This is a genomic window from Salinigranum sp. (assembly GCF_041641895.1).
Classification (GTDB): domain Archaea; phylum Halobacteriota; class Halobacteria; order Halobacteriales; family Haloferacaceae; genus Salinigranum.
In genome coordinates, this window is the sequence record NZ_JBEPXO010000021.1 from 23,117 (window position 1) to 44,297 (window position 21,181).

At 68.1% G+C, this 21,181-nt stretch carries 24 protein-coding genes; 15 read left to right on the forward strand and 9 right to left on the reverse strand.

The features are described from left to right. Positions 1–22 precede the first annotated feature (22 nt). The 6 genes from ACESK5_RS06505 (at position 23) to ACESK5_RS06530 (ending at position 4,247) form a co-directional block, all read left to right on the forward strand. Entirely contained in the window at positions 23–481 is a 459-nt protein-coding gene (locus ACESK5_RS06505; protein WP_372910739.1) for a hypothetical protein, read from the forward strand. Positions 482–721: 240 nt separating this feature from the next. After that, on the forward strand, positions 722–1,372 hold the full coding sequence (locus ACESK5_RS06510) for a DUF6517 family protein (protein WP_372910740.1): 651 nt from the start codon (positions 722–724) through the stop codon (positions 1,370–1,372). Between the two features lie 43 nt (positions 1,373–1,415). Next, a complete protein-coding gene (locus tag ACESK5_RS06515) occupies positions 1,416–1,571 on the forward strand; it encodes a hypothetical protein (protein ID WP_372910741.1) in 156 nt (51 codons plus the stop codon). Next, complete coding sequence (corA, locus tag ACESK5_RS06520) at positions 1,568–2,554, forward strand: magnesium/cobalt transporter CorA (RefSeq protein WP_372910742.1); 987 nt, start codon at positions 1,568–1,570, stop codon at positions 2,552–2,554. Before ACESK5_RS06515 ends, corA begins: the two co-directional genes overlap by 4 nt. A gap of 423 nt (positions 2,555–2,977) precedes the next feature. Then, the gene (locus tag ACESK5_RS06525) at positions 2,978–3,961 is read left to right on the forward strand and encodes a transcription initiation factor IIB family protein (RefSeq protein WP_372910743.1); all 984 of its coding nucleotides are present in this window, start codon (positions 2,978–2,980) and stop codon (positions 3,959–3,961) included. Between the two features lie 106 nt (positions 3,962–4,067). Then, on the forward strand, positions 4,068–4,247 hold the full coding sequence (locus ACESK5_RS06530) for a hypothetical protein (RefSeq protein ID WP_372910744.1): 180 nt from the start codon (positions 4,068–4,070) through the stop codon (positions 4,245–4,247). Here the strand turns inward: ACESK5_RS06530 and ACESK5_RS06535 are convergent, their stop codons facing one another. Next, positions 4,248–4,655 carry a translation initiation factor IF-2 subunit beta gene (locus ACESK5_RS06535; protein WP_372910745.1) on the reverse strand — a complete coding sequence of 136 codons (408 nt, stop codon included), beginning with the start codon at positions 4,653–4,655 and terminating at the stop codon, positions 4,248–4,250. Positions 4,656–4,825: 170 nt separating this feature from the next. Between ACESK5_RS06535 and ACESK5_RS06540 the strand changes: the two genes are divergently transcribed. Next, on the forward strand, positions 4,826–5,068 hold the full coding sequence (locus ACESK5_RS06540) for a UPF0058 family protein (RefSeq protein ID WP_372910746.1): 243 nt from the start codon (positions 4,826–4,828) through the stop codon (positions 5,066–5,068). Positions 5,069–5,195: 127 nt separating this feature from the next. Here ACESK5_RS06540 and ACESK5_RS06545 read toward each other — a convergent pair whose 3' ends face one another. The 3 genes from ACESK5_RS06545 to ACESK5_RS06555 form a co-directional block, all read right to left on the reverse strand. Beyond that, positions 5,196–5,660, reverse strand: a complete 465-nt coding sequence (locus ACESK5_RS06545) for a DUF555 domain-containing protein (protein ID WP_372910747.1) — start codon at positions 5,658–5,660, stop codon at positions 5,196–5,198. A gap of 66 nt (positions 5,661–5,726) precedes the next feature. Beyond that, positions 5,727–6,668 (reverse strand): DNA-3-methyladenine glycosylase, encoded by a 942-nt coding sequence (locus ACESK5_RS06550; RefSeq protein ID WP_372910748.1) that lies wholly within the window; start codon positions 6,666–6,668, stop codon positions 5,727–5,729. 141 nt (positions 6,669–6,809) lie between these two features. Then, positions 6,810–8,219 carry an APC family permease gene (locus ACESK5_RS06555; RefSeq protein WP_372910749.1) on the reverse strand — a complete coding sequence of 470 codons (1,410 nt, stop codon included), beginning with the start codon at positions 8,217–8,219 and terminating at the stop codon, positions 6,810–6,812. Positions 8,220–8,319: 100 nt separating this feature from the next. Here ACESK5_RS06555 and ACESK5_RS06560 point away from each other — a divergent pair, with 100 nt between their 5' ends. After that, entirely contained in the window at positions 8,320–8,784 is a 465-nt protein-coding gene (locus ACESK5_RS06560) for a hypothetical protein (protein WP_372910750.1), read from the forward strand. On the opposite strand, the gene ACESK5_RS06565 is transcribed toward ACESK5_RS06560, so the two are convergent. The 4 genes from ACESK5_RS06565 to malQ all read right to left on the reverse strand — a co-directional run bounded on the left by ACESK5_RS06565 (position 8,768) and on the right by malQ (position 12,113). Then, positions 8,768–9,721: a mechanosensitive ion channel family protein gene (locus tag ACESK5_RS06565; protein ID WP_372910751.1), complete on the reverse strand. Its 954-nt coding sequence runs from the start codon at positions 9,719–9,721 to the stop codon at positions 8,768–8,770. The genes ACESK5_RS06560 and ACESK5_RS06565 overlap by 17 nt on opposite strands. Positions 9,722–9,812: 91 nt before the next feature. Continuing rightward, entirely contained in the window at positions 9,813–10,130 is a 318-nt protein-coding gene (locus tag ACESK5_RS06570; protein ID WP_372910752.1) for a GerW family sporulation protein, read from the reverse strand. 121 nt (positions 10,131–10,251) lie between these two features. Further along, positions 10,252–10,380 (reverse strand): hypothetical protein, encoded by a 129-nt coding sequence (locus ACESK5_RS06575; RefSeq protein ID WP_372910753.1) that lies wholly within the window; start codon positions 10,378–10,380, stop codon positions 10,252–10,254. 263 nt (positions 10,381–10,643) lie between these two features. After that, entirely contained in the window at positions 10,644–12,113 is a 1,470-nt protein-coding gene (gene malQ, locus ACESK5_RS06580; RefSeq protein ID WP_372910754.1) for a 4-alpha-glucanotransferase, read from the reverse strand. Positions 12,114–12,323: 210 nt separating this feature from the next. Here malQ and ACESK5_RS06585 point away from each other — a divergent pair, with 210 nt between their 5' ends. Both ACESK5_RS06585 and ACESK5_RS06590 read left to right on the forward strand, forming a co-directional pair. Continuing rightward, on the forward strand, positions 12,324–13,835 hold the full coding sequence (locus ACESK5_RS06585) for an ATPase domain-containing protein (protein WP_372910755.1): 1,512 nt from the start codon (positions 12,324–12,326) through the stop codon (positions 13,833–13,835). An 85-nt stretch (positions 13,836–13,920) separates the two neighbouring features. After that, positions 13,921–15,153, forward strand: coding sequence for an ATP-binding protein (locus tag ACESK5_RS06590; RefSeq protein ID WP_372910756.1), 1,233 nt, complete (start codon positions 13,921–13,923; stop codon positions 15,151–15,153). A 16-nt stretch (positions 15,154–15,169) separates the two neighbouring features. Here the strand turns inward: ACESK5_RS06590 and ACESK5_RS06595 are convergent, their stop codons facing one another. Further along, positions 15,170–15,583 (reverse strand): VanZ family protein, encoded by a 414-nt coding sequence (locus tag ACESK5_RS06595; protein ID WP_372910757.1) that lies wholly within the window; start codon positions 15,581–15,583, stop codon positions 15,170–15,172. A 161-nt stretch (positions 15,584–15,744) separates the two neighbouring features. Here ACESK5_RS06595 and thrS point away from each other — a divergent pair, with 161 nt between their 5' ends. The 5 genes from thrS to ACESK5_RS06620 form a co-directional block, all read left to right on the forward strand. Then, positions 15,745–17,670 (forward strand): threonine--tRNA ligase, encoded by a 1,926-nt coding sequence (gene thrS / locus ACESK5_RS06600; protein WP_372910758.1) that lies wholly within the window; start codon positions 15,745–15,747, stop codon positions 17,668–17,670. A 3-nt stretch (positions 17,671–17,673) separates the two neighbouring features. After that, positions 17,674–18,675: a thymidylate synthase gene (thyA, locus tag ACESK5_RS06605; protein WP_372910759.1), complete on the forward strand. Its 1,002-nt coding sequence runs from the start codon at positions 17,674–17,676 to the stop codon at positions 18,673–18,675. Between the two features lies 1 nt (position 18,676). Beyond that, on the forward strand, positions 18,677–19,183 hold the full coding sequence (locus ACESK5_RS06610; protein WP_372910760.1) for a dihydrofolate reductase: 507 nt from the start codon (positions 18,677–18,679) through the stop codon (positions 19,181–19,183). A gap of 63 nt (positions 19,184–19,246) precedes the next feature. Then, positions 19,247–20,692 carry a hypothetical protein gene (locus ACESK5_RS06615; RefSeq protein ID WP_372910761.1) on the forward strand — a complete coding sequence of 482 codons (1,446 nt, stop codon included), beginning with the start codon at positions 19,247–19,249 and terminating at the stop codon, positions 20,690–20,692. Positions 20,693–20,891: 199 nt separating this feature from the next. Further along, positions 20,892–21,181 (forward strand): hypothetical protein (locus ACESK5_RS06620; RefSeq protein WP_372910762.1); only part of this gene is annotated, 290 nt, incomplete at its 3' end.

A 21,181-nucleotide genomic window follows, 5' to 3' on the forward strand; every position in this document is an offset into this window, starting at 1 on the left:
GCGTGGGCATCTCGGTACGCCCGTGAGCGAACACACGAGCGGCGACGAGTACAGTCGCGGCCGGACGGAGGAGAAACGGCAACACCGTCAGCCGAAGGTTAGTCCCCGCTTCCGGCCCGTCATCATCGTCGTCTGGGGACTCGGGCTGGCCATCCTGTTCGTGCTGTCGCTGTTCAGTCAGGCCGGCGCGACCATTCCCTGGGTCGTCCTCGTCACGCATCTGGCGCTCGCGTGGCTCGTCCGGCTGGACATCAAGTCCATCCGAAAGCAGGGCGTCGAGTGGGGCTACTCCCGACACCTCTGGTTCGGTGCGACGGTCGTACTCCCGCTGGTCGCCCCGGCGTACTACCTCTACAGCGGGCGTGTCGTGAGTCGCGAGAACGAGCGACGGAAGCGCAAGCAGGGACTCGTCGACGCGGACGCGGACCGGCCCGGCGACGAACACGGCCACAGCGACCACGACGGCACCAGCGACGCGTGAGGACCACTACCGGCGCCCGACCGCTTCCGCTCTGGGTCTCCCCGTGGGTCCGTGACGTGTTCTGACCCCACGGGCGGCCGCGGGGCCGGGCTCGTCCTCGCGGTGGGTTGGGACTACCGGGGCGCTCGCGTGGTTCTGACGGCCCGTCGTCGGACTGCGAGACGACCCGTAGCGAGTACGTTCGACCCGGACTGCGCAGCAGTCGACGGCCTTTTTCCCGTGGTGCGTCGACAACGAACGATGTCACGAGTACGACGACGGGGACTCGCGCTGGCACTGGCTGTCCTCCTCGCGACGAGCGGCTGTCTCGGCGCCGTCTCTGGCGGCTCGACGACGTTCGAGGCCGAACCCGCCGACGTCGACGAGGCGGCCGCCTCACAGACCGGCTTCGAGAAGAACGGGACGCGCGACAGCGTGGTCACTCGGGAGGTCGGTCCGGAGGGGGTCTCCGAGACGGTACGCGTGGTGAACAAGGTGACGACGTACGAGAAGGCACTCGAGATACCGCTCCTCGGAACGGCACGCCTCGGCGTGTTCAGCATCGTGTCGAGCCCCGCCGTCGAAGTCGCCGGACAGACGTTCAACCCCATCGCGGACTACTCGAACGACCAGCTCGTCCAGCTAGTGACGGACCGGTTCGGGTCGCTCTCGGGCGTCGAGCGGGTGAGTTCGACGCAGATTACGGTCCTGGGGACGGAGACGAGAGTGACGAAGTACGCCGCGACGACGACGGCGCAGGGCCAGGAAATCGAGGTGTTCGTCCACGTGGGGAAGGTCCGTCACGAGAACGACTTCCTCGTCGGGGTCGGCGTCTACCCGCGACAGCTCGACCAGGAGTCGGCGATACTCTCGCTGTTCCGGACGGTCGAACACCCCGCGTCGGGAGCCTAGACGCCGGACAACGCTTTTCATCGGTCCCCGGGAGGTAGCAGACATGAACAGCCTGCAGACTGCCGGCGTCGTGCTCACCCTCGCGGGCGTCGCTGGCTACGTCGTCGGCGTGCTCGCGCCGTACCCCGGTCGGGGGTTCAGCGTGGCGGGCGTCATGGTCGGCGTCACGTTCCTCTCGCTCGGGGGCGTCTCCCGGTGACCGTCCGCGCCGTCGTCTACACGGAGGCGGGTGTCGACACCTACGCCGCCACAGACCTCGACCGGGCCCGCGACGCCGACGGGACGACCTGGGTCCGCGCGTGGGACGCCAGTCCCGACGAACTCGACCGCGTCGCCTCGACGTTCGGCATCCACCACCTCTCGGTCGAGGACGTCCAGCGCGACGTCCGCCCGAAGACCGAGGAGTTCTCCTCGCACACGTTCGTCCTCGTGAAAACCGCGTCGCTCCGCAGGGGGGAGACGACGTTCCGCGAGGAGTTACGGACACAGCAGGTCGGCGTCTTCGTCGGCCGCGACTGGCTCGTGACGATGTCGACCGTCGGCGTCGACGCCGTCGAGGGCGTCTGGCAGGCCGTCCAGCGCGGGGACGCACGCGTCCTCCGACTCGGTCCCGACTTCGCCGCCTACCGCGTCGTCGACCGGGTCGTCGACGAGTACTTCGTCGTCCTCGACGAAATCGAGGATCTCATCGAGGAGATCGAAGAGGGCGTCCTCGCGGGGCCGAGCGAGGAGATGCTGGTCGCGCTCAACGACGTCCGCCGCGACCTGCTCTCGGTGCGGAAGGTCCTGTGGCCGACGCGGGAGGCCGCGGCGGTGCTCGCGCGGGGGGACCCCGACTACGTCCAGCCGTCGACCGAGAAGTACTACCGGGACGTGTACGACCACCTCGTCCAGCTCGTCGACCTGACGGAGACGTACCGGGACCTCGCCCGCGGCGCCCGCGACATCTACCTCAACTCGCTGTCACAGTCGACCAACGAGGTGATGAAGACGCTGACCGTCGTCGCGACCATCCTCCTGCCGCTGACGTTCGTCGTCGGCGTCTACGGGATGAACTTCTCCGGCGGCCCGTACAACATGCCCGAACTCGGCTGGCGGTTCGGCTACCCGGCAGTCCTGCTCGGGATGGCGTCGGTCACGGTGATTCTGGTGGCGTACTTCCGACGACAGCGGTGGCTCTGACGAGGGCCTCGACGGGACCGCACCGAAGCGGAAGCCGGATTCCCGGAGTCGTCTATCGACGAACACGGGGAGATTTGGGTGAGAATTCGGCAAACCGTCTTACTTCGGTACCACCTACCCTGACGTGGAAGCGCAGCGGGCCTCCCGAACCCGACGCTGTTCAGCACCGCCCCGACCCCCACCTGAACCGGGAACCCCACGCGGCGAAACAGCTATATTGCGCTTCCGCTTCGGCCCGCAACTCGTGAATCGAGACACTCACTCCAGATACCCCTCGCTGTACGTCGGTTACACAGACACACGCCTGCGAAAGTTTTATATACTTTTCTCACTTACGGATGGTAAGGAGACGGCGTCCGGATTCTCGATATTCTCGCTCTCTCTCCCACGGACACGCACGTCTCACCACCCACCCCCCACATGATGAGCGACACAACACTCCGAACCTTCAGCAACGAACGCGAGACGCCCCCCGAGACCAGCACAGCCGACGAGGAGCACGAGCGAGCGACCGTCCGGGTCTGCCCCGAGTGTGAGGGCACCCTCCGCACGGACGACGGCGAGACCGTCTGTTCGGAGTGTGGCCTCGTCGTCGAGGACACGAACATCGACCACGGTCCCGAGTGGCGTGCGTTCGACGCCAGCGAGAAGGACCGGAAGTCCCGCGTCGGCGCGCCCACGACGAACATGATGCACGACAAGGGGCTGTCGACCAACATCGGCTGGCAGAACAAAGACGCGTACGGCAACTCGCTGTCCTCGCGCCAGCGCGAGCAGATGCAGCGCCTCCGCACCTGGAACGAGCGCTTCCGCACCCGCGACTCGAAGGAGCGCAACCTCAAGCAGGCGCTCGGCGAAATCGACCGCATGGCCTCGGCGCTCGGTCTCCCGGAGACCGTCCGCGAGACGGCGTCGGTCATCTACCGCCGCGCACTCCAGGACGACCTCCTCCCCGGGAGGAGCATCGAGGGCGTCGCCACCAGCGCGCTGTACGCCGCCGCCCGACAGGCCGGCACCCCCCGCTCGCTCGACGAAATCGCCGCGGTCTCCCGCGTCGACAAGATGGAGCTGACCCGGACGTACCGGTACATCGTCCGCGAACTCAAGCTCGAAATCCAGCCCGCCGACCCCGAGCAGTACGTCCCCCGGTTCGCGAGCGACCTGAACCTCTCCGACGAGTCGGAACGACGCGCTCGCCAGCTCCTCCGGTCGGCGAAGGAGACGGGGATCCACTCGGGGAAATCGCCCGTGGGGCTCGCGGCCGCCGCGGTGTACGCGGCCGCGCTCCTGACCAACGAGAAGGTCACTCAGTCGGAGGTGTCGGAGGTGGCGAACATCTCCGAGGTCACCATCCGAAACCGGTACAAGGAACTGTTGGACGCCGAGGACACGGGTCTCACGGCCTGAGGGCGCTCACGGAGCACGCCCGACGACACGGCACGGCGTCGCCCACGACGGGGAGAGGCCTGCGGCGCAACAAGCTTTATTCGGTCCCACCGAGACATGCAGAGTCATGGTCGAGGCCTTCGTCCGACTGTTGTGTCCGGAGTGCAAGAAAGACTGGGAGACGAAACCGGGCGACCTTCCCGGTCCGCGGAACAACTTCTCCTGTCCGGGCTGCCACGCGACACGACGGCTGGCGGAGTTCATGCGAACAGAACACGACCTGAAGACGCTGAAGCAGTTGCAGTAGTCAGACGTCGGGGACCGCCGACAGCGCCCCACAGGCGTCGCACTTCAGCACCGTCGCGCCGTTCTGCGTGACCAGTCGCGTGTCGGGCAGTCCACACTCCGAACAGCGGACGAAGCCGTCGGCGTACGCCTCGACGGCGTCGCGGACGCGGGACTGTTTGAACGAGCCGGTGAGCCGGGCGCGTCCCGCCTCGTCGATTCGCGCGGCCGTGCCGAGCTCGGACTGCAGGAACCTCAGCACGTGCTCGGCCTCACGGTCGAGGTGGTCGACGGTCGACTGGAAGTTCTCGTAGACGGTGACGTTCCCCTCGGGTCGGACCGACGGGTCGGGCAACTCGTACCGGGAACCGGTCTCTTCGATCTCGGGCGCCTGGTCGAGACCACGGTTGAGCGCGTCGTCGTAGTCCATACACGGGGCGTTGGAGCCGCTGCGGACAAAACGTTCACGACCCCGTGACGGAAGACGTGTCAGTACGTTTTTTCAATGATTGATGATACTCGTGTTAAGCGTACTCGAAGCGTATGTTAACGCGACTCAAGATAATAATATAATCCCTCGGTTGTAACGTGGGCTTGCTCATGAAGAAACAGGAGCTCATCCACCTGCACGGCCTACTGTCAGAGGTACATACGCAGATGGAGGCCTGGGAAGACGAAGAACTGGACCTCTCCGCGTACGAGACGATGGGGGTCCGTCCGACATCTATCCACCGCTCGAAGACCGACCACAAGGCCGCCGTCTTCGAAATCGCCGAGGGAATCACCACGGCGATGCAGGAAGCAGAGGCAGAGGCCGACCACGTGGCCCCGAAAGCCGACTGAACTACTTCTCGTAGTCCCCGCGACTCACGTACTACCGAGAGAGTCGCTCGTCCGAGTCGCTGGGTGAGAACAAACCGAACACCGTGAGGAGAGCCGTCTGTAGCCGTTCCGTGCCGAAGTGGGGGCGTCAGCTGTCGTCGACCAGGTCCTCGAACTCCGGGATGAGGTCGTCGTCCGAGTCGCCGTCGGACTGTGTGGGCCCGCTTCCGTCAGCGGTCGACCGGTCGTGGTCCGTCGTCGACTCCTCGTCCTCCTCGTCGGGGATGGGTTCGACGAGGAGCACCTGCAAGGGGATGTTGGTGAGGCGCTTCCCGATTTCCTTCCGCGCGATGCGAGCGGCGTGTTCCTCCTGTTCGACGTTGAACACGCGCATCTCCAGTTCGAGCGCGACGAGCGCCTCGTCGGCAGCGACGAACGCGGGCGGGAGCTCCTCGCCCGAGGGGGACGTCCGTGACCCCATCTCGATTTCGACGTAGTTGAGGTCGGGATTCAGCATCTCGCCCGTCTTCGAAATCGCGATACGGATCGCCTCGTCTTCCGTCTCGACGTCGTACACGGGAACTGCGGCCTCGACGACGACTCTGCAATCCATATCGGATAGATGTCGCTCTGGCTTCAAGAAGGTTCTCCCAGTCACGTCGCGGCCACTCGGTTTCGCCTACGTGTCGCCGCCAGCGCGGAGGTAGTAGAAGACGTACGTCTGCGCGTAGCCGGCGTACTCGCCGCCGAACCGCTCCCGGATGGCTCGAGAGGTCTCCCGGTACCCGCCCCGGTCACAGTCGGGGTAGTGGTCGGCGATGGCGGTCTGAATCCACGTGTCGAGCGGCACCGCCTCGAGGTAGCCGAGCGAGAACAGGAGCACGCAGTCGGCCACCTTGTCGCCGACGCCGACGAACCGCGTGAGGTACTCGCGCGCCGCCTCGTACTCCCGCTCTCGCGCCTCGTCCGGGTGGGCCTCGCCCGCCGCGACCATCTCCGCCGTCCGCTTCACGTACGGCGCACGGTAGCCGAGTTTCAGCGCCCGGAGGTCGGACTCGGTCGTCGCCGCGAGCTGGGCGGGTGTCGGGAACGCGTGGTACGTCTCCTCCCCGACCCGGACCTCGTCGCCGTAGTCGCGTGCGAGGCGTCGCTGCATCTCGTGGATGCGCGAGACGCGCATCTGTGCCGAGCAGATGAACGAGACGAGACAGGGGAAGGACGGGTCGCGGACGAGACGCATCCCCCGGTACTTCCGGTAGGCCCGCCGGAGCAGGGGGAGGTCGGGCGTCGCGTCGAGAATCGCGTCGAGGTCGTCGTCGAGACGGAGGAGATGCGTCAGGAGGGGGACGGCGTCGACCGTCGACTCCCACTCTAACTGCCCGTCCCGCTGGCGAACCCGGACGACGCACTGCTCGTCGGTGACGCCCGCGACGGGCGGGACGACCGTCTCGTACCAGGCGTCGCCGCCGTGGGCGTGCAGCGAGTCGTACATCCCCCCGTCGGGACGGTCCCACAGGTACGACTGTCCGCTCTCCAGGGTGGCCTGCAGGTCGAACGGGCCGACCTCCGAGAGCGGAATCGCGCCGGTTTCGAACTCGCTGGCCGCGGGCTCGCTACTCATCGGGCGAGGCGAAGGACCGGGAGGGATTGTCGGTTTCGGTCTCTCCCCGGACGGACCGGTCAGTCCGCGTGGGACAGTCGCGGGGCCACCACGGAGACGGAGTGAGGTCGCCGCGCACCGAGGACACGGCGCACCGAACGCTCAGAAGCGCGTCAGCGGTTCCAGTTCGGCCCCGATTTCCTCGCGGTAGTCCCGGGCGGCGACGTACACCAGCAGGCCGAGCGTCTCCCACCCGACGAGCGCCGGAACCGCGCTCTCCATCGGCGACCGGACCAGCGGGTCCGCCGTCGTCCCCGTCACCGCCGGCCCCACGCGGGTGAACCCGAGGACGACGGCGGGGTCGAGGGTGAGCGCCTGCCAGAGTAGCAGTCCCGAGAGACTGGCCCCGCTCAGTCCACACAGCGCCAGGAGCCGCGGCGGGACGCGGAACGCACACGCCGCGTAGAGGTCGGCGTTCACGAGGGGGAGCGCGGTCACCGTGAGACCGTGGACGACGTAGAGGAGGGCCAGTCCCGGGACGACGAGGAAGAGTCCGACAGAGACGGCGTCGAGGAAAACGAGGGTGCCCGCGAGGACGAAGACGGCGACGCACGCGACGTCGGGTGTGCCGAACCGGTTCGTGTGCGCGAGCGGCGGGACGACTTCCCCGACCCCGGCGAGTGCTCTGGTCGGTGCCCACGAGAGCGCAACCAGCGCGGCCAGCGTCGCGAGGACGAGGCCCGGAGTGGCGAGGGTCCCGGCGGGGACACCGAGTCCGGAGGCGGCCGCGTCGACGAACGGGACGGACGCGAATATCATCCGCGACCACGGGACGACGCCGAGCGTGACGAACGCCATCAGGGTGACCAGGAGACCCACCCCCGCGACCCCGCCGACGAGCGCACGCGGGAGGGTCGTGCGCGGCGACCGGACCGCGCCGGCGAGCGCGCCGACCACCTCGAACCCGACGAAGCCGAAGAGCGCGACGAGCGCCCCCCGGCCGAGCGACGAGACCGGCTGTTCGCGCAGGACGGGCGTCGGGAAGAGCGGGACGAAGTTGCGGGGGACGACGACGGTGAGGCCCGCGACGAGCAACACGACGATGAAGAGCGCGAACGCGCCCGAGAGGAGGAGACCGAGTCGCCCCACGACCGCCGGCCCGGCGAGGTGAACGAGGAGCAAGGCGGCGAGCACGCCGAGGGCGACGGCGTCTGTGGACCCTGCGACTGGGACGAGACGGGCGAGGTACTGCGCGAGGAGGGCGAGGAGGGCGGCGTACGCGGCGGGCTTGGGCCACACGGCGAAGAAGCCGACGGCACGAGAGCGCCACGCCCGTGAGAGGTGCAGGTACGCGCCCGCGCCGTCGTCGCCGAGCGGGCTGGAGAGGAACGTCGCGTAGCCGACGGCGAGGGCGAGCGCCCCGACCCCCGCGACGAGGAAACTCACCGGCGTCGCCGGCCCGGCGAGGTTCTCGACGCGCTCGGGGATGTACAGCGCGCCCGCGCCGAGCAGGGCGCCGGTGACCACGCCGAGTGCGTGCGGGAGCGAGAGCTGTCGGGGCCCGCCAGCCATTGCCGGGTGGACGGCGCGTGCCGCGAAATACCCTGCGGCGGCCCCTGCCGTCCCGAAAGTGGCCAAAGAGTGAGATGGCTGGCCGTCGTAGGGGGAGACGATGCCCGTCGAGACGGCCCACGCACAGCGGGTCCGCGAACGTCCCGTCGTCCGAGCGGAGGAGGCGGACCCGGCCGGCGGCGACCCGGTGTGGGTCGGCGTCGTGTGCTCGCCGCCAGGGTGGTTCGAGCGACGCGTCGACGGCTCCCACCCCGCGCTGGGACTGCCACCGGAGACGCGCGAGACGCTCGAGCGACGCCGTCGTGACCTCCGGATGCAGGGGCTCTGCGCGGAGGGCGCGCACAACGCCGCGTGGGAGGAACTCGACGTAGACGGCCACTACCGGGACCACCTGTCGAACGCTGCGGACGACGAGGTACGGGGTGCGCTCGACTCGCTGGCGGCGAGCGTCGCGGCGGGACACGTCGTCCTCGCGACGGACCGCCGTCCCGGCTTTCGGTGCCACCGGTCCGTCCTGGCGTCGGTCCTCGACGCCGGGGAACGGGCGGCTACCGGTTCCGACTGACGGGGAACTTCACGCGTTCGGGGGAGGCGTTGAACCGTTCGAGGATGCGTTCGTAGAGGACGTTCCGGGTGCGAGCGCCGCGTCGCGGGTGGACCAGATAGCGGAGGCGGAGTTCGACCCACGACTCCCGCTGGACGACGTTCACAGTCGGGCGGTCCTGCACCTCGAGTTCGACGGCCGTCTCGGCGAGTCGCTCGCGGTAGTCGGCAATCTCGCGGGCCATCGCGTCGCCGAGGTAGTCGTCGGCGACATCGACCATCGTCTGCCGCGCGAACCCGAGGTCCGTCTCGAACGCCACTTGGACGGAGAGTTCGTTCCAGACGTGGTCGACGAGGGTCGTGTAGTTGACCACCTGCGAACTGAGGACGACGCTGTTCGGCACGGTGACGACCCGGCCGGAGGGCTGGTGGGTCGAGACGAGGTCGCCGTTGACCTCCCAGAGCGTCGTGACGAGGAAGTCCACCTCGATGACGTCGCCCTTCGAGTCGCCGATTTTCACCCGGTCCCCGACGGCGTAGGGCCGTTTCAGCATGATGTAGACCCAGGCCAGGAGCGACAGGAGCGGTTGCTGGAGGGCGAACGTGACGGCGAAACCGACGACGCCGAGCGAGAGGAGGACGCCGACCCACTGCTCGGTGATGACGCCGAGGACGGAGATGAGCGCCGCCCCGCCGAGAAAGAGTCGGAGGACGTTGCGCACGTCGTGGGCACGGCGCTTCGTGAACCGGGTGACCAGCGTACGGAGCACGATGACGTAGACGCCGTAGAACCCGAGTGCCGTCGCGACGACGAGGAGTACCTTCGCGAGCACCACGTTCGCCGGGAGGACCGTCGTCGGGAACGGCCCGGGGAACGGTCCCGTCGCCTGGACGTAGCCGGCGGCGAGGGCGGCGACGGCGGCGACGGCGAGCGCGAAGTAGCCCAGTCGGCGGGTCACGGCGCGGAGGTTGCGTCGGCGGGGCAAAACAGTGTCGACCGTTCCCGCGCGCGGCGTCGGACCCAGGGGCGGGGGTGGGGGGACCCGAGACTCAGCGACGGCGGCCGATCAGATACCCGGCGGCGAGGCCGACAAGACCCGCGGCGAGGAGTCGACGGCGCGGATGGAGGGTGACGAACCGCGTCGCCGACTCGGTGAGTTCGAGCGTGCCGACCGGTGTGGCGACGACGCCACCACCACCGCCGACCGACTCGTCGTCCGTCCCGGCACCGAACCCGTACATCGCCCGGGCGACGGGAACGACGGTGCGCGACCCCACCGTGATCGGGTCCCCGTAGACCGTCTTCACACCGGTGTCGGACAGCGATTCGACGACCGAGAACGGGAAGCGTGACTCGCAGTCGACCATGCGATGAGAACGCCGGCAGCGGAGAAAACCCTCGCGGTGGTGACCGCTCGACTCGTGACCGGGCGCTGGAAGGGGAGTGCTCCGGCGCTCGGTGTCGGTACGACGTCCGTGTCCGGTGAGCCTACGTCGCGAGCTGGAGCGCCTGTCGGATGTGGAACCGCGTCTCCGGGTCGTCCGACTCGGCGAGCGCCTGTTCGAGGTGCTTCCGGAGGGCGATACGCCGGGCCGTGGGTGCTTGGCGGGTGGCCATACCTCACAATTAATCACCTCGTATAAGAATGTAGGTTGCCGAGTATCGAATCGAGTAGCTAACTAACTCGAAACGTTGACTAACGCAACGACGTTCCCTCCTGAATACAACAGTCTCACAGAAACCGTACACTCTCTCAGTGGGTACGAGGCGCCGGGGTCGCGGCGGGCCTCGACCCGGAGTCACGGGTCGGTCGTCGGCGAGGGTCGGCCGTCACCGTTCGGAGGAGCGGTGGCGGCCGTACTCGGTGGGTCTCGACGCGCTCAGCGGATGTAGATGTCGGTGAGACTGGCGAGTTCGTCGGCGACGCTATCCTCGAAGCCGTCGCGGGTGACGCGCCAGCCCCAGTTGCCTTCGGCGGTGCCCGGCGTGTTGAAGCGGGCGTGCGAGTCCAGGCCGAGGAGGTCCTGCATCGTCGTGAACGCCATCACGGCCTCGGAGTTCCAGACGGCCTCGATCATCGACCAGTTGATGTTCGAGCCGTCGACGCCGAGGTTGTAGTGGAGACAGTCGGTCTGCTGGGGGCCGAGGTCCTGGTAGTAGCCGACGACGGTGTCGGTGTCGTGTGTCGAGGTGTAGCCGACGACGTTGTCGGGGTAGTGCATCGGCTGGTACATGTGACCGGCCTCACACCAGTCGGCGTACTGGGGGACGCGCATCCCGGGGAACTCGAACCGGTCGCGGAGTTCGACGAGGCCCTCGTCGAGGAAGCCGAGGTCCTCGACGATGAACGGGAGTTCGCCGAGTTCGCGCTCGACCGTCTCGAAGAAGTCGTGACCGGGGGCGTCGACCCACTGGCCGTCGCCCGCCCAGTCGGAGTCCGCGTCGATGGCCCAGTACTCGTCGAACCCCTTGAAGTGGTCGATGCGAGTGACGTCGACGAGGTCGAACAGCCGGTCGAGGCGGTCGAGCCACCAGTCGTAGCCGTTCTCACGGAGCCGGTCCCAGTCGTACAGCGGGTTCCCCCAGCGCTGCCCGTCGTCCTGCGGGTTCGGTGGGACGCCCGCGACGACGGTGGGTTCGTTGTTCTCGTCGAGGCGGAACGCGTCGGGGGCGGTCCAGACGTCGGCGCTGTCGAGGGCGACGTAGATGGGCAGGTCGCCGACCAGCTGGATTCCCCGCTCGTTCGCGTACGCCCGGAGGTCCCGCCACTGGCGGTCGAACGTGTGCTGGACGAACTTCCGGTAGGCGATTTCGTCGGCGAGTTCCTCGCGATACCGCTCGAGGGCCTCGGGGTCGCGCGTCTTCACCTCGTGGGGCCACGTCGTCCACAGCGCCCCCTCGAACTCGTGTTTGAGCGCCATGAACAGCGCGTAGCCGTCGAGCCAGGAGGCCTCGCGCTCGCAGAACTCGCGGTACTCGTCGGTCGGATCGAACCGCTCGAACGCCGTCCGGAGACGGTCGCGCTTGAACGACGCGACGTGGCCGTAGTCGACGTGGTGGTCGTCGAACTCCTCTCCCGAGAGTTCCGCCTCGGTGAGGAGGCCACGCTCTTCGAGTCGGTCGAGGCTGACGAGGAGCGGGTTGCCGGCGAACGCCGAGAACGACTGGTACGGTGAGTTCCCGTGAGCCTGTGAGGTGGGGCCGAGTGGACAGAACTGCCAGAGCGACTGGTTCGCGCGGTCGAGGAAGTCGAGGAAGTCACGCGCTCCCCCGCCGAGATCGCCGATACCGTGTGGGCCCGGAAGCGACGTGACGTGCATGAACACGCCGCCCTGACGCTGGAATCGCATACGCGCCGGTTCGGCAGCGCGCCACATTAAGCGTAGGGCTTCGGTGTCGCGACGGACGACGCGCGGTCACGACCCCCTCACCGGGTGAGCGAGAGACGCGTGCGGCGTCACGAACGACACCGCCGCGGAGGGTTGTCAGCCGGCAGAACTCTCGCGTTCGCCTGAGAAACAGTATTATCCTCTCGTTGGGAGTAGACTGCCGAGGAGCACATGGTGACATCCCCCACAGACAGTGAAACCGAAACGGACCCGGACGACGAGACGAGCGGGGGCGACACCGACCGACTATCGAGCGGCATCGAGGGCCTCGACACCGTCCTCGGCGAGGGATTCCTGCGGGGGTATCACTACCTGATCCGTGGGACGCCGGGCGCGGGGAAGACGGTACTCGGCTGGCACTTTCTGGTCGCCGACGACGGTACCGGGGCGCTCTACGTCACCTTCGAGGAACGACCCGAGAAGATCCGACGGAACGCCGCGTCGCTCGGTATCGACCTCGACGGCGTCACTATCTTGGACCTGAGCCCCGAGGGTCGCTCGTTCGTCGAAGGCGGGAGCTACGACGTCTTCGCCCCGTCCACCGTCGAGTACGAGGCCCTGACCGACCGAGTCCGCACGCAGGTCGAGGCGTCGCCGCCAGCGCGGGTCCTCCTGGACCCGGTGACGCAACTCCGCTATCTCGCGCCCGACGAGTACCAGTTCAGACGGGAACTCCTCTCGCTGATGGATCTGTTGACCGAACAGGGTGCGACGGTGCTTTTCACCTCGCAGGCGAGTCCGGTGACGCCCGACAGCGACCTGCAGTTCATGAGCGACGGCATCGTGGAACTCTCCCGACCGAACGGCGGCCGGGTGCTGGAGGTGCCGAAGTTCCGCGGTGCGGACGTCGCCACCGGCCCCCACGCCGTCGTGCTCGGCCACAGCGGGATGTCTGTCTACCCACGAGTCGTCCCGGACCACGACGAGCGCCCGTTCGTCCGAGAACTCGCCTCGTCGGGCATCTCGGCACTCGACGACCTGCTACACGGGGGAATCGAGTTGGGTACTACCACACTGTTCAGCGGCCCCACCGGTATCGGGAAGACGACCGTCGCCGCCCTCTTCCTCATCGAGGCGGCCCGCCGGGGGAACCACTCCATCCTCTACCACCTGGAGGAGAAACCGGCGACGTTCGTCGAACGCTGTGCGTCCATCGGCTCGCCGGTGACGGAACTGCTCGAAGCGGGGACGCTCGACGTCGTCAGCGTGACGCCCTCGCTCCTGACGGTCGGCGAGTTCCTCGCGCGGGTCCAGACGGACGTCACGGACGAGACGACGTTCGTGATGATCGACGGGGTACAGGGGTTCGAGAAACTCACCAACCTCTCGGCCGAACAGGAGGAACTGTCGGCCCTCCGGAGCTACCTGACCGCGCGCGGCGTCACGGTGGTCCTCACCGACGAGATGCCGAACGTCACGGGGGACTTCCGCCCGACGAAGTCGGGGGAGACGGCTATCGCGGACAACATCGTCTTCATGCGGTACCTCGAGTTCAACGGCGAACTCCACCGCGCCATCGGCGTGTTGAAGAAGCGGACGAGCGACTTCGAACACCGGCTCCGACAGTTCGAAATCACCGAGCAGGGCGTCGCGGTCGGCGACCCGCTCACGGGCCTGTCGGGCGTCCTCACCGGCGACCCACAGTGGGTGGGCACCGACACGGAGCGGGAGGAGGTACTGTGACAGAACGGGCGAGGGGCGCCGCATGGACAGGGGTCCGGACCACGGTGGAAGCGCCACCCACGACAGGGGGGTGACGAGACGACGTGTGGGAGCCGACCGACCGGACAGCGAGCGTGAGGTGCCGACCGCTCGCGCCGACGGACGGTTCCTCCCCCCGACGGCCGCACAGCCACACCGCGTGCTGCTCCTCGTCGCGCACGTTCGGAACCGCGCGCTGCTGCTCGAGTGGTTCGACGAGCACCCGGGCTACGACGTCGTCGACGGGTTGGCCGGTCTCGACGAACAGACGACCGGCCGCCACGGGACCGAACGCGACGAGGCGCCCCGCACGCGGCCCCGGAGGCTCGTCCACCTCGAGTCGGAACCGGTCGACATCGTCCTCGTCGACGTGGCGGCGTTCGAGGTGTACGACACGTGGCTCGGCCGGCGCTTCGACCTCGAGAGATCCCTGCCGCTCCCGTGTCTCCTGCTCGCGTCGGAGTCGACGGCGCGCCGGTTCTTCGACCCGGCCGTCAGCCGCGACCGACACGCGCTCGTCGACGACGTCGTCACGACGCCAGTCGACCCGGCACTGCTCGACCGACGGCTCCGAGCCTACCTCGGAATCCGGGAGATGGCAGCGGAACTGGAGCGCCGACACGACCAGCTCTCGCTGCTCGCACAGGTGGTCCGCCACGACATCGCGAACGCCGCGACGGTCGTCACTGGCTGGGGTGAACTACTACACGACGACGTCGGCCCCGCGGGTGTGGAGGCGCTCGAACGGGTTCTCCGGGGCGGACAGCGCATCACGGAAATCGTCGAGAACAGCCGCGACCTGACGATGCTCATCGACGCCGGCCACGACCTCGAGACGGAGGCTGTCCTTCTGAGCCCGACCCTCCAGATGGAGGTCGACGCCATCAGGCGCGTCCACGGGTCGACGACGAAGGCCGTGACGGTCGACTTCGAGCCGCCGCGCGCCGTGGTCGAAGTCGTGGCCGGCGGGATGCTCCCCTCCGTCTTCGCGAACCTGCTGTCGAACGCCGTCCGGCACAACGACGCCGAGCGGGTCGAAATCGTACTCGACGTCGACGTCGGGCCGAGCGACGTCGTCGTCCGCGTGGCCGACAACGGACCCGGTATCCCCGACGACCAGAAGGAACACGTCTTCGAACCGGCGACCAAACGGGGCGACAGCCCGGGCGACGGCCTCGGCCTCTCGCTCGTCAAGCGACTCGTCGAGTCGTACGGTGGGCGTGTCTGGTTCGAGGACGGCGAAGGCGGCGGCGCCGTCGCCTGCGTCTCCCTGCGCCGCGCGACGTCGTCCGGGTCCTGACGTCGACGGGTGGGGGTCAGTCGCGCTCGGCGAGCAGCCACCACCCGAGCACGGCCACGACGCCGACGACGGCACCGACCGCGTTGGCGACGGCGTCGGCCCCGGAAGCCGTCCGCCCGGGCACCACCGACTGGACCACCTCCACGCCCGCGCCGAACGCCGCGACGACGACGACGACGGCCACGAGGCCGACGACGCCGTTTCTCACCCCTCGCGTCCGCCTCTCCAGCACGGCCAGTCCAGCGATGGTGGCGTAGCTGACGGCGTGGACCACCTTGTCGGGGCCGACGCCGAACGGTCCGGCGAGGGCGACGCCGGGGTCGCCGCCGCCGGTCGGAAGCGGGAGGACGGAACCGACGAACACGACGCCGACGGCGACCAGGAGCGTCGCGAACGTCCGTTGGCGCACCTCGGCGAGCGGGGAGTTCACACTCTCGATACGGCGAGCGAGGTATAAATCGTCGGCGCTTGCGTGAGAATAGCTACCGTGAAGGGTGGTCCGACAGCGGCCCGGGAGGACGCTGTCCACGTCGCGTCTCCACCGCGCGCGTTCCAACAACACTTAATCTCCGGCCTCGTTTTCTGCGACGTATGAGTGATATCGTGGTGACCCTCCCGGACGGTTCCGACCTGGAACTGGAGGAGGGGTCGACGGTGCAGGACGCCGCGTACGCCATCGGCCCGGGGCTCGGCGAGGACACCGTCGCGGGCGTGGTCGACGGCGAACTCGTCGACAAGGCGGACGAACTACACGACGGGGCACGACTCGTCATCGTCACCGACCAGTCCGACGAGTACCGACGGGTGCTCCGACACTCCGCCGCCCACGTCTTCGCACAGGCGCTGCAGCGCCTCTACCCGGAGGCGAAACTCGCCATCGGCCCGCCGACCGACGACGGCTTCTACTACGACGTCACGGGGGTCGACCTCGACGAGAGTGACCTCGCGGACGTCGAAGCGGAGATGCAGGCCATCGTCGACGCCGACTACGACATCGAGCGCGTCGAGCGGTCGCGCGAGGAGGCGCTCGAACGCTACGCGGACAACCCCTACAAGCGGGACATCCTCGAGACCGAGGCGGCCGACGACGAGACGCTCTCGTTCTACGTCCAAGACGACTGGCAGGACCTCTGCAAGGGGCCGCACGTGGCGTCGACGGGAGAGATCGGCGCGTTCGAACTCCTGAGCATCTCCTCGGCGTACTGGCGCGGCGACGAGGAGAACGAGCAACTGACGCGCGTGTACGGGACGGCGTTCGAGACGGAGTCCGAGTTGGCCGAGTTCCTCCAGATGCGCGAGGAGGCCAAAGAGCGCGACCACCGCAAGATCGGACAGGAACTCGACCTCTTCTCCATCGCGGAGGTGACGGGGCCGGGCCTCCCGCTCTACCACCCGAACGGCAAGCGAATCCTGAACGCGCTGTCGACGTACGCCGAGGAGCTCAACCTCGACTCGGGCTACGACCCCGTCGAGACGCCGCACCTCTTCCGGACCGAACTGTGGAAGCGGTCGGGCCACTACGACAATTACGTCGACGACATGTTCCTCCTCGACGTTAACGACGAGGAGTACGGGCTGAAGCCGATGAACTGCCCGGGTCACGCCACCATCTTCGCGCAGAAGAACTGGTCGTACCGTGACCTCCCGGTCCGGTACTTCGAGGACGGCAAAGTGTACCGGAAAGAACAGCGCGGGGAACTGTCGGGCCTGTCACGCGTGTGGGCGTTCACCATCGACGACGGGCACATCTTCTGTCGCCCCGACCAGATCGAAGACGAGATCAACCTCATCATCGACTCCATCCTGACCGTCTTCGACACGTTCGACCTCGAGTACGAGGTGGCGCTGGCGACGCGCCCCGAGAAGTCGGTCGGGAGCGACGAGATATGGGAGCACGCCGAGAGTCAACTCGAAGCCGTGCTGGACGCGCAGGGGATGGACTACACGCTCGAAGCCGGCGACGGCGCGTTCTACGGCCCGAAGATCGACTTCGCGTTCGAGGACGCACTCGGGCGGAACTGGGACGGCCCCACGGTGCAGTTGGACTTCAACATGCCCGAGCGGTTCGACCTCTCCTACACGGGCGAGGACAACGAGGAGCACCAGCCGGTGATGATCCACCGCGCGCTGTACGGCAGTTACGAGCGGTTCCTGATGGTGCTCACCGAGCACTTCAACGGGAAGTTCCCGTTCTGGCTCGCGCCCGAACAGATCCGTATCCTCCCCATCAGCGACGACCAGCTCGGCTACGCGAAGCAGATACAGCACCGCTACCTCGACGAGTTCCGCGTCGACATCGAGGACCGCTCGTGGACGCTCGGCCGGAAGATTCGGGAGGCACAGGAGGACCGCGTCCCGTACATGGTCATCCTCGGCGGCGACGAGGAGGAGGCAGGCACCATCTCCGTCCGCGACCGCAAAGAGCGCGAGCGGCAGGACGTCTCGGTCGAGGCCTTCAGAGAGCACCTCCGCGGGGAGGAGGCCGAGAAGCGGACCGACCCCGACTTCCTCGCCTGAGCCATGGAGCAGTATCTGACCCTCGTCGAGAACGTCCTCTCGTCGGGGACGTACAAGCCCAACCGGACCGGCGTCGACACCGTCGCGGGGTTCAGCGAGCACTACACGGTCGACCTCTCGGAGGGCTTCCCCCTCCTGACGACGAAGGACCTCTCGGGCTTCCGCTGGAACTCGCTCGTCCACGAGGTGCTGTGGTACCTCTCGGGCGAGGAGCACATCCGCTCGCTGCGCGAGGAGACGGGCATCTGGGACGCGTGGGCCGACGACGAGGGGCGACTCGACACCGCGTACGGACGGTTCTGGCGGCGCTTCCCCGTCCCCGACGGGGACCAGCGCTTCCCCGGCGAGTCGTGGCCCGACGACGCCCACCGCTGGGTCACGGACGGCGAGTTCGACCAGATACAGTACGTCCTCGACACCCTCGAAGAGAACCCCAACTCGCGGCGACTGGTCGTCAGCGCGTGGCACCCCGCGAACGCCGCCGTCTCGACGCTCCCGCCGTGTCACTACACGTTCGTCTTCAACGTCCAGGGGTCGAGCCTGAACTGTCACCTCACCCAGCGGTCGGGCGATATCGCCCTCGGCGTGCCGTTCAACGTCGCGGCGTACGCGATGCTCGCACAGACCGTCGCCCAGCAGACGGGGTTCGAACTCGGCGAGTTCGGTCACACCATCGTCGACGCCCACGTCTACTGTGGGGCCGGCGACAGGGGCGACTGGTACGCCGACAACCTCGGCCGCCTGCAGTCGCGGCTGGAGACGGTCGAGTCCCGCGAAGAGTACCGCGACGTCCGCGAGTGGCTCGAAGCGGAAGCCCCGCCCGAAGCCGAGGGAGCGGAGCGGTACGACCACGTCCCCGGCCTCCTCGAACAGTGTTCGCGCGAACCGGGTCCGAAGCCCACACTCGACGTCGCCGACAAGCCGCTGGACGACCTCACCGTCGACGACATCGTTCTCAGCGAGTACGACCCCGAACCGGGTATCAGGTTCGCCGTCGCCGAGTGAGATGAGCGGGGAAGTCCAATACGTCCTCGTCGCGGCCGTGGCCGCAAACGGCGTCATCGGTCGTGACGGGGAGATGCCGTGGCACCTCCCCCCGGACCTCCGCCAGTTCAAGGAGACGACGACTGGACACCCGGTCGTGATGGGCCGGCGGACGTACGAGTCCATCGTAGCGGGACTCGGCGAACCACTCCCGGAGCGCCACAGCGTCGTGCTCTCCTCACAGGACCTCGACCTGCCCGAGAGAGCGGAGGTGGTCGGGTCAGTCGAGGAGGCCCGGCGAGCGGCCGGAACGGCTGCGACACGCATGGGCGTCGAGACGGTCTACGTCGTCGGCGGTGCCACCGTCTACGAGCAGTTCCTCCCGGACGCGGACCGCCTCGTGCTCACCGAACTCGACGAGGCGTACGAGGGCGACACCGTCTTTCCGGAGTACGACGAGTCCGCCTGGATCGAGACCGAGCGGGAGTCGCGTGACGGCTTCGCCTTCGCGACGTACGAGCGCGTCTGAGGGTTCTGTCGTCTCGCGTTCGCTCGCCGAAACGTTTGACTCGCTCGCGTGTGAGTAACACGCATGGGCCTCGTCTCTAACGAGACGGTTCGGCGGAGTCTGCGCGGCCTCTCCGAGGAACGGTTCGTCGCGTTCGTCAGTGCGCTCTGGGCTGCTCGCGGGGCCGAGACGAACGTCGTGGAGGGACCGGGGCTGTCCGTCGTCGAGGCGCAACACAGAGGTCGGACGCGGCGACTGGGCGTCGTCACCGGGCGGTCGGTCCCCTCGGATCCGGAGAGCGTCGACGTCCTCGTCCTCGCACGGCCCGCGTCGACCGTGCGGGGGACGGACGCGTTCGCGGGACGTCTCGTCGACAGCGACGACGTCCGCACGATGCTGCTGTACGCCGTTCCGCGGACGGCAGCCGAGGACATCTGCCGACGGTTCTTCGACCGGCCGCTGGCCGAGGAGCGAGACCCGTCCCCGACGACGACGGCGCCGGGGCCCGACCACTCGGTGTCGCTCGTCGTCGGCCTCGTAGGTCTGTCGCTCCTCGTCGCCGGCGTGTTCGGCGGGCCGATACTGTACGGGGAGACGAGCCCAGTGTTCGGCGCGCCCGCGTCGGACGGGGCCGACCCCGTCTCCGACGTGACGACGGCGGACTCCGCCTCCGAGAACACGAGTGAGACCGAGTCGGCGGCGGCGTCGTTCCAGTCGACCACTTACCCACCCGGTCTCGGTGCCGGCGGCGTCGTCGACCACGACGCTCTCGCCGACGCCCACGCGAACGCGGTGACCGGACAGTCGTACCGGCTGACCATCACCCACCGCGAGTACGTCGACGGGAAGCCGGCCGCCTACCGCCGCGAGACGGTGTTCGTGGCCGAACCGACGGTCTACCGGACCGAACTGGAGGGCGCGGGTGACCTCGAACGGGGGTCGCTCGTCGTCGCTGGCGTCGAGGCGTACGCGGACGGAGAGCGGCGCTACCAGCGCCGGGTCGTCGCGGACGAGTTCGACCGGCGCTACACCGTCGAGACGGACGCCGTCCGTGGCGTGCGGAACGGCGAGGGACGGTACGCGGACCGCGTAGAGCAGTACGTCGACTGGTTCCTCTCCGTCTCCGATTCGGCAATCGTCGACAGCTTCGAGCGCGGTGACGTCCGATACTACTGGGTGCGTCTCGGCGCCGACCCGTACGCGGGCGTCGAGAACTCGACGGGGAGCGCGCTCGTCGACGAGAACGGCGTCGTCCACGAGGTGCGACGCGAGTACGACTACCCCGGGAGCGAGGGCGTCTCGGCCGCCGTGAGCATCCGGTACACCGACGTCGGCACCACGACCGTCTCACCGCCAGAGTGGTACGAAGAGCGCGTAGGGACCGACGGGGAGACGGCGAACGCGACGACCATGCCGACGACTGATACGGGAGACGAGACAGCCACACCGGCGACGGGGGCAGCGAACGAGACGGAGACGCCGGTGGCGACGAGGACGCCGACGCGGACCGGCGGCGACGGTGGCTACTGACGCCAACACGTGACACGGCTGTCACGCCGACCCGTCGAACGGGCGGCGGTGTCACCGCGGAGTGCCGAAGATCGACCACGAGGTACCGAAGAGTGACGGTGCGGTGCCACGTAAGGGTCCGTCCGCACCCTGTCCGCGATGGTCGATACCGACGTACGTCGGTAGAAGAGGTATATCGCCCCGCCATCTAGACAGTGCTATGGTGTCATCCCCCGGAGACGACTCGGGGTCGGTCCCCGAGGCGCGCTTCTACCGCCTCGCGATGGAGTCTCTCCCCGACACCGTGTTCGTCGCGTCCGGGGACGGGAGCATCGACTGGGTCTGTGCGAACGTCGCGCCGGTGTTCGGTCCGGACCCCGCGAGCGTCACCGAGTCGGAGACGGTCGGCTCGCTCCTCTCCCCGGCGTTCGTCGACCCGCTCGGACCCGACGAGCGACGACTGGAGAACCAGCCAATCACCGTCACCGACGCCGACGGCGTCGCACACCA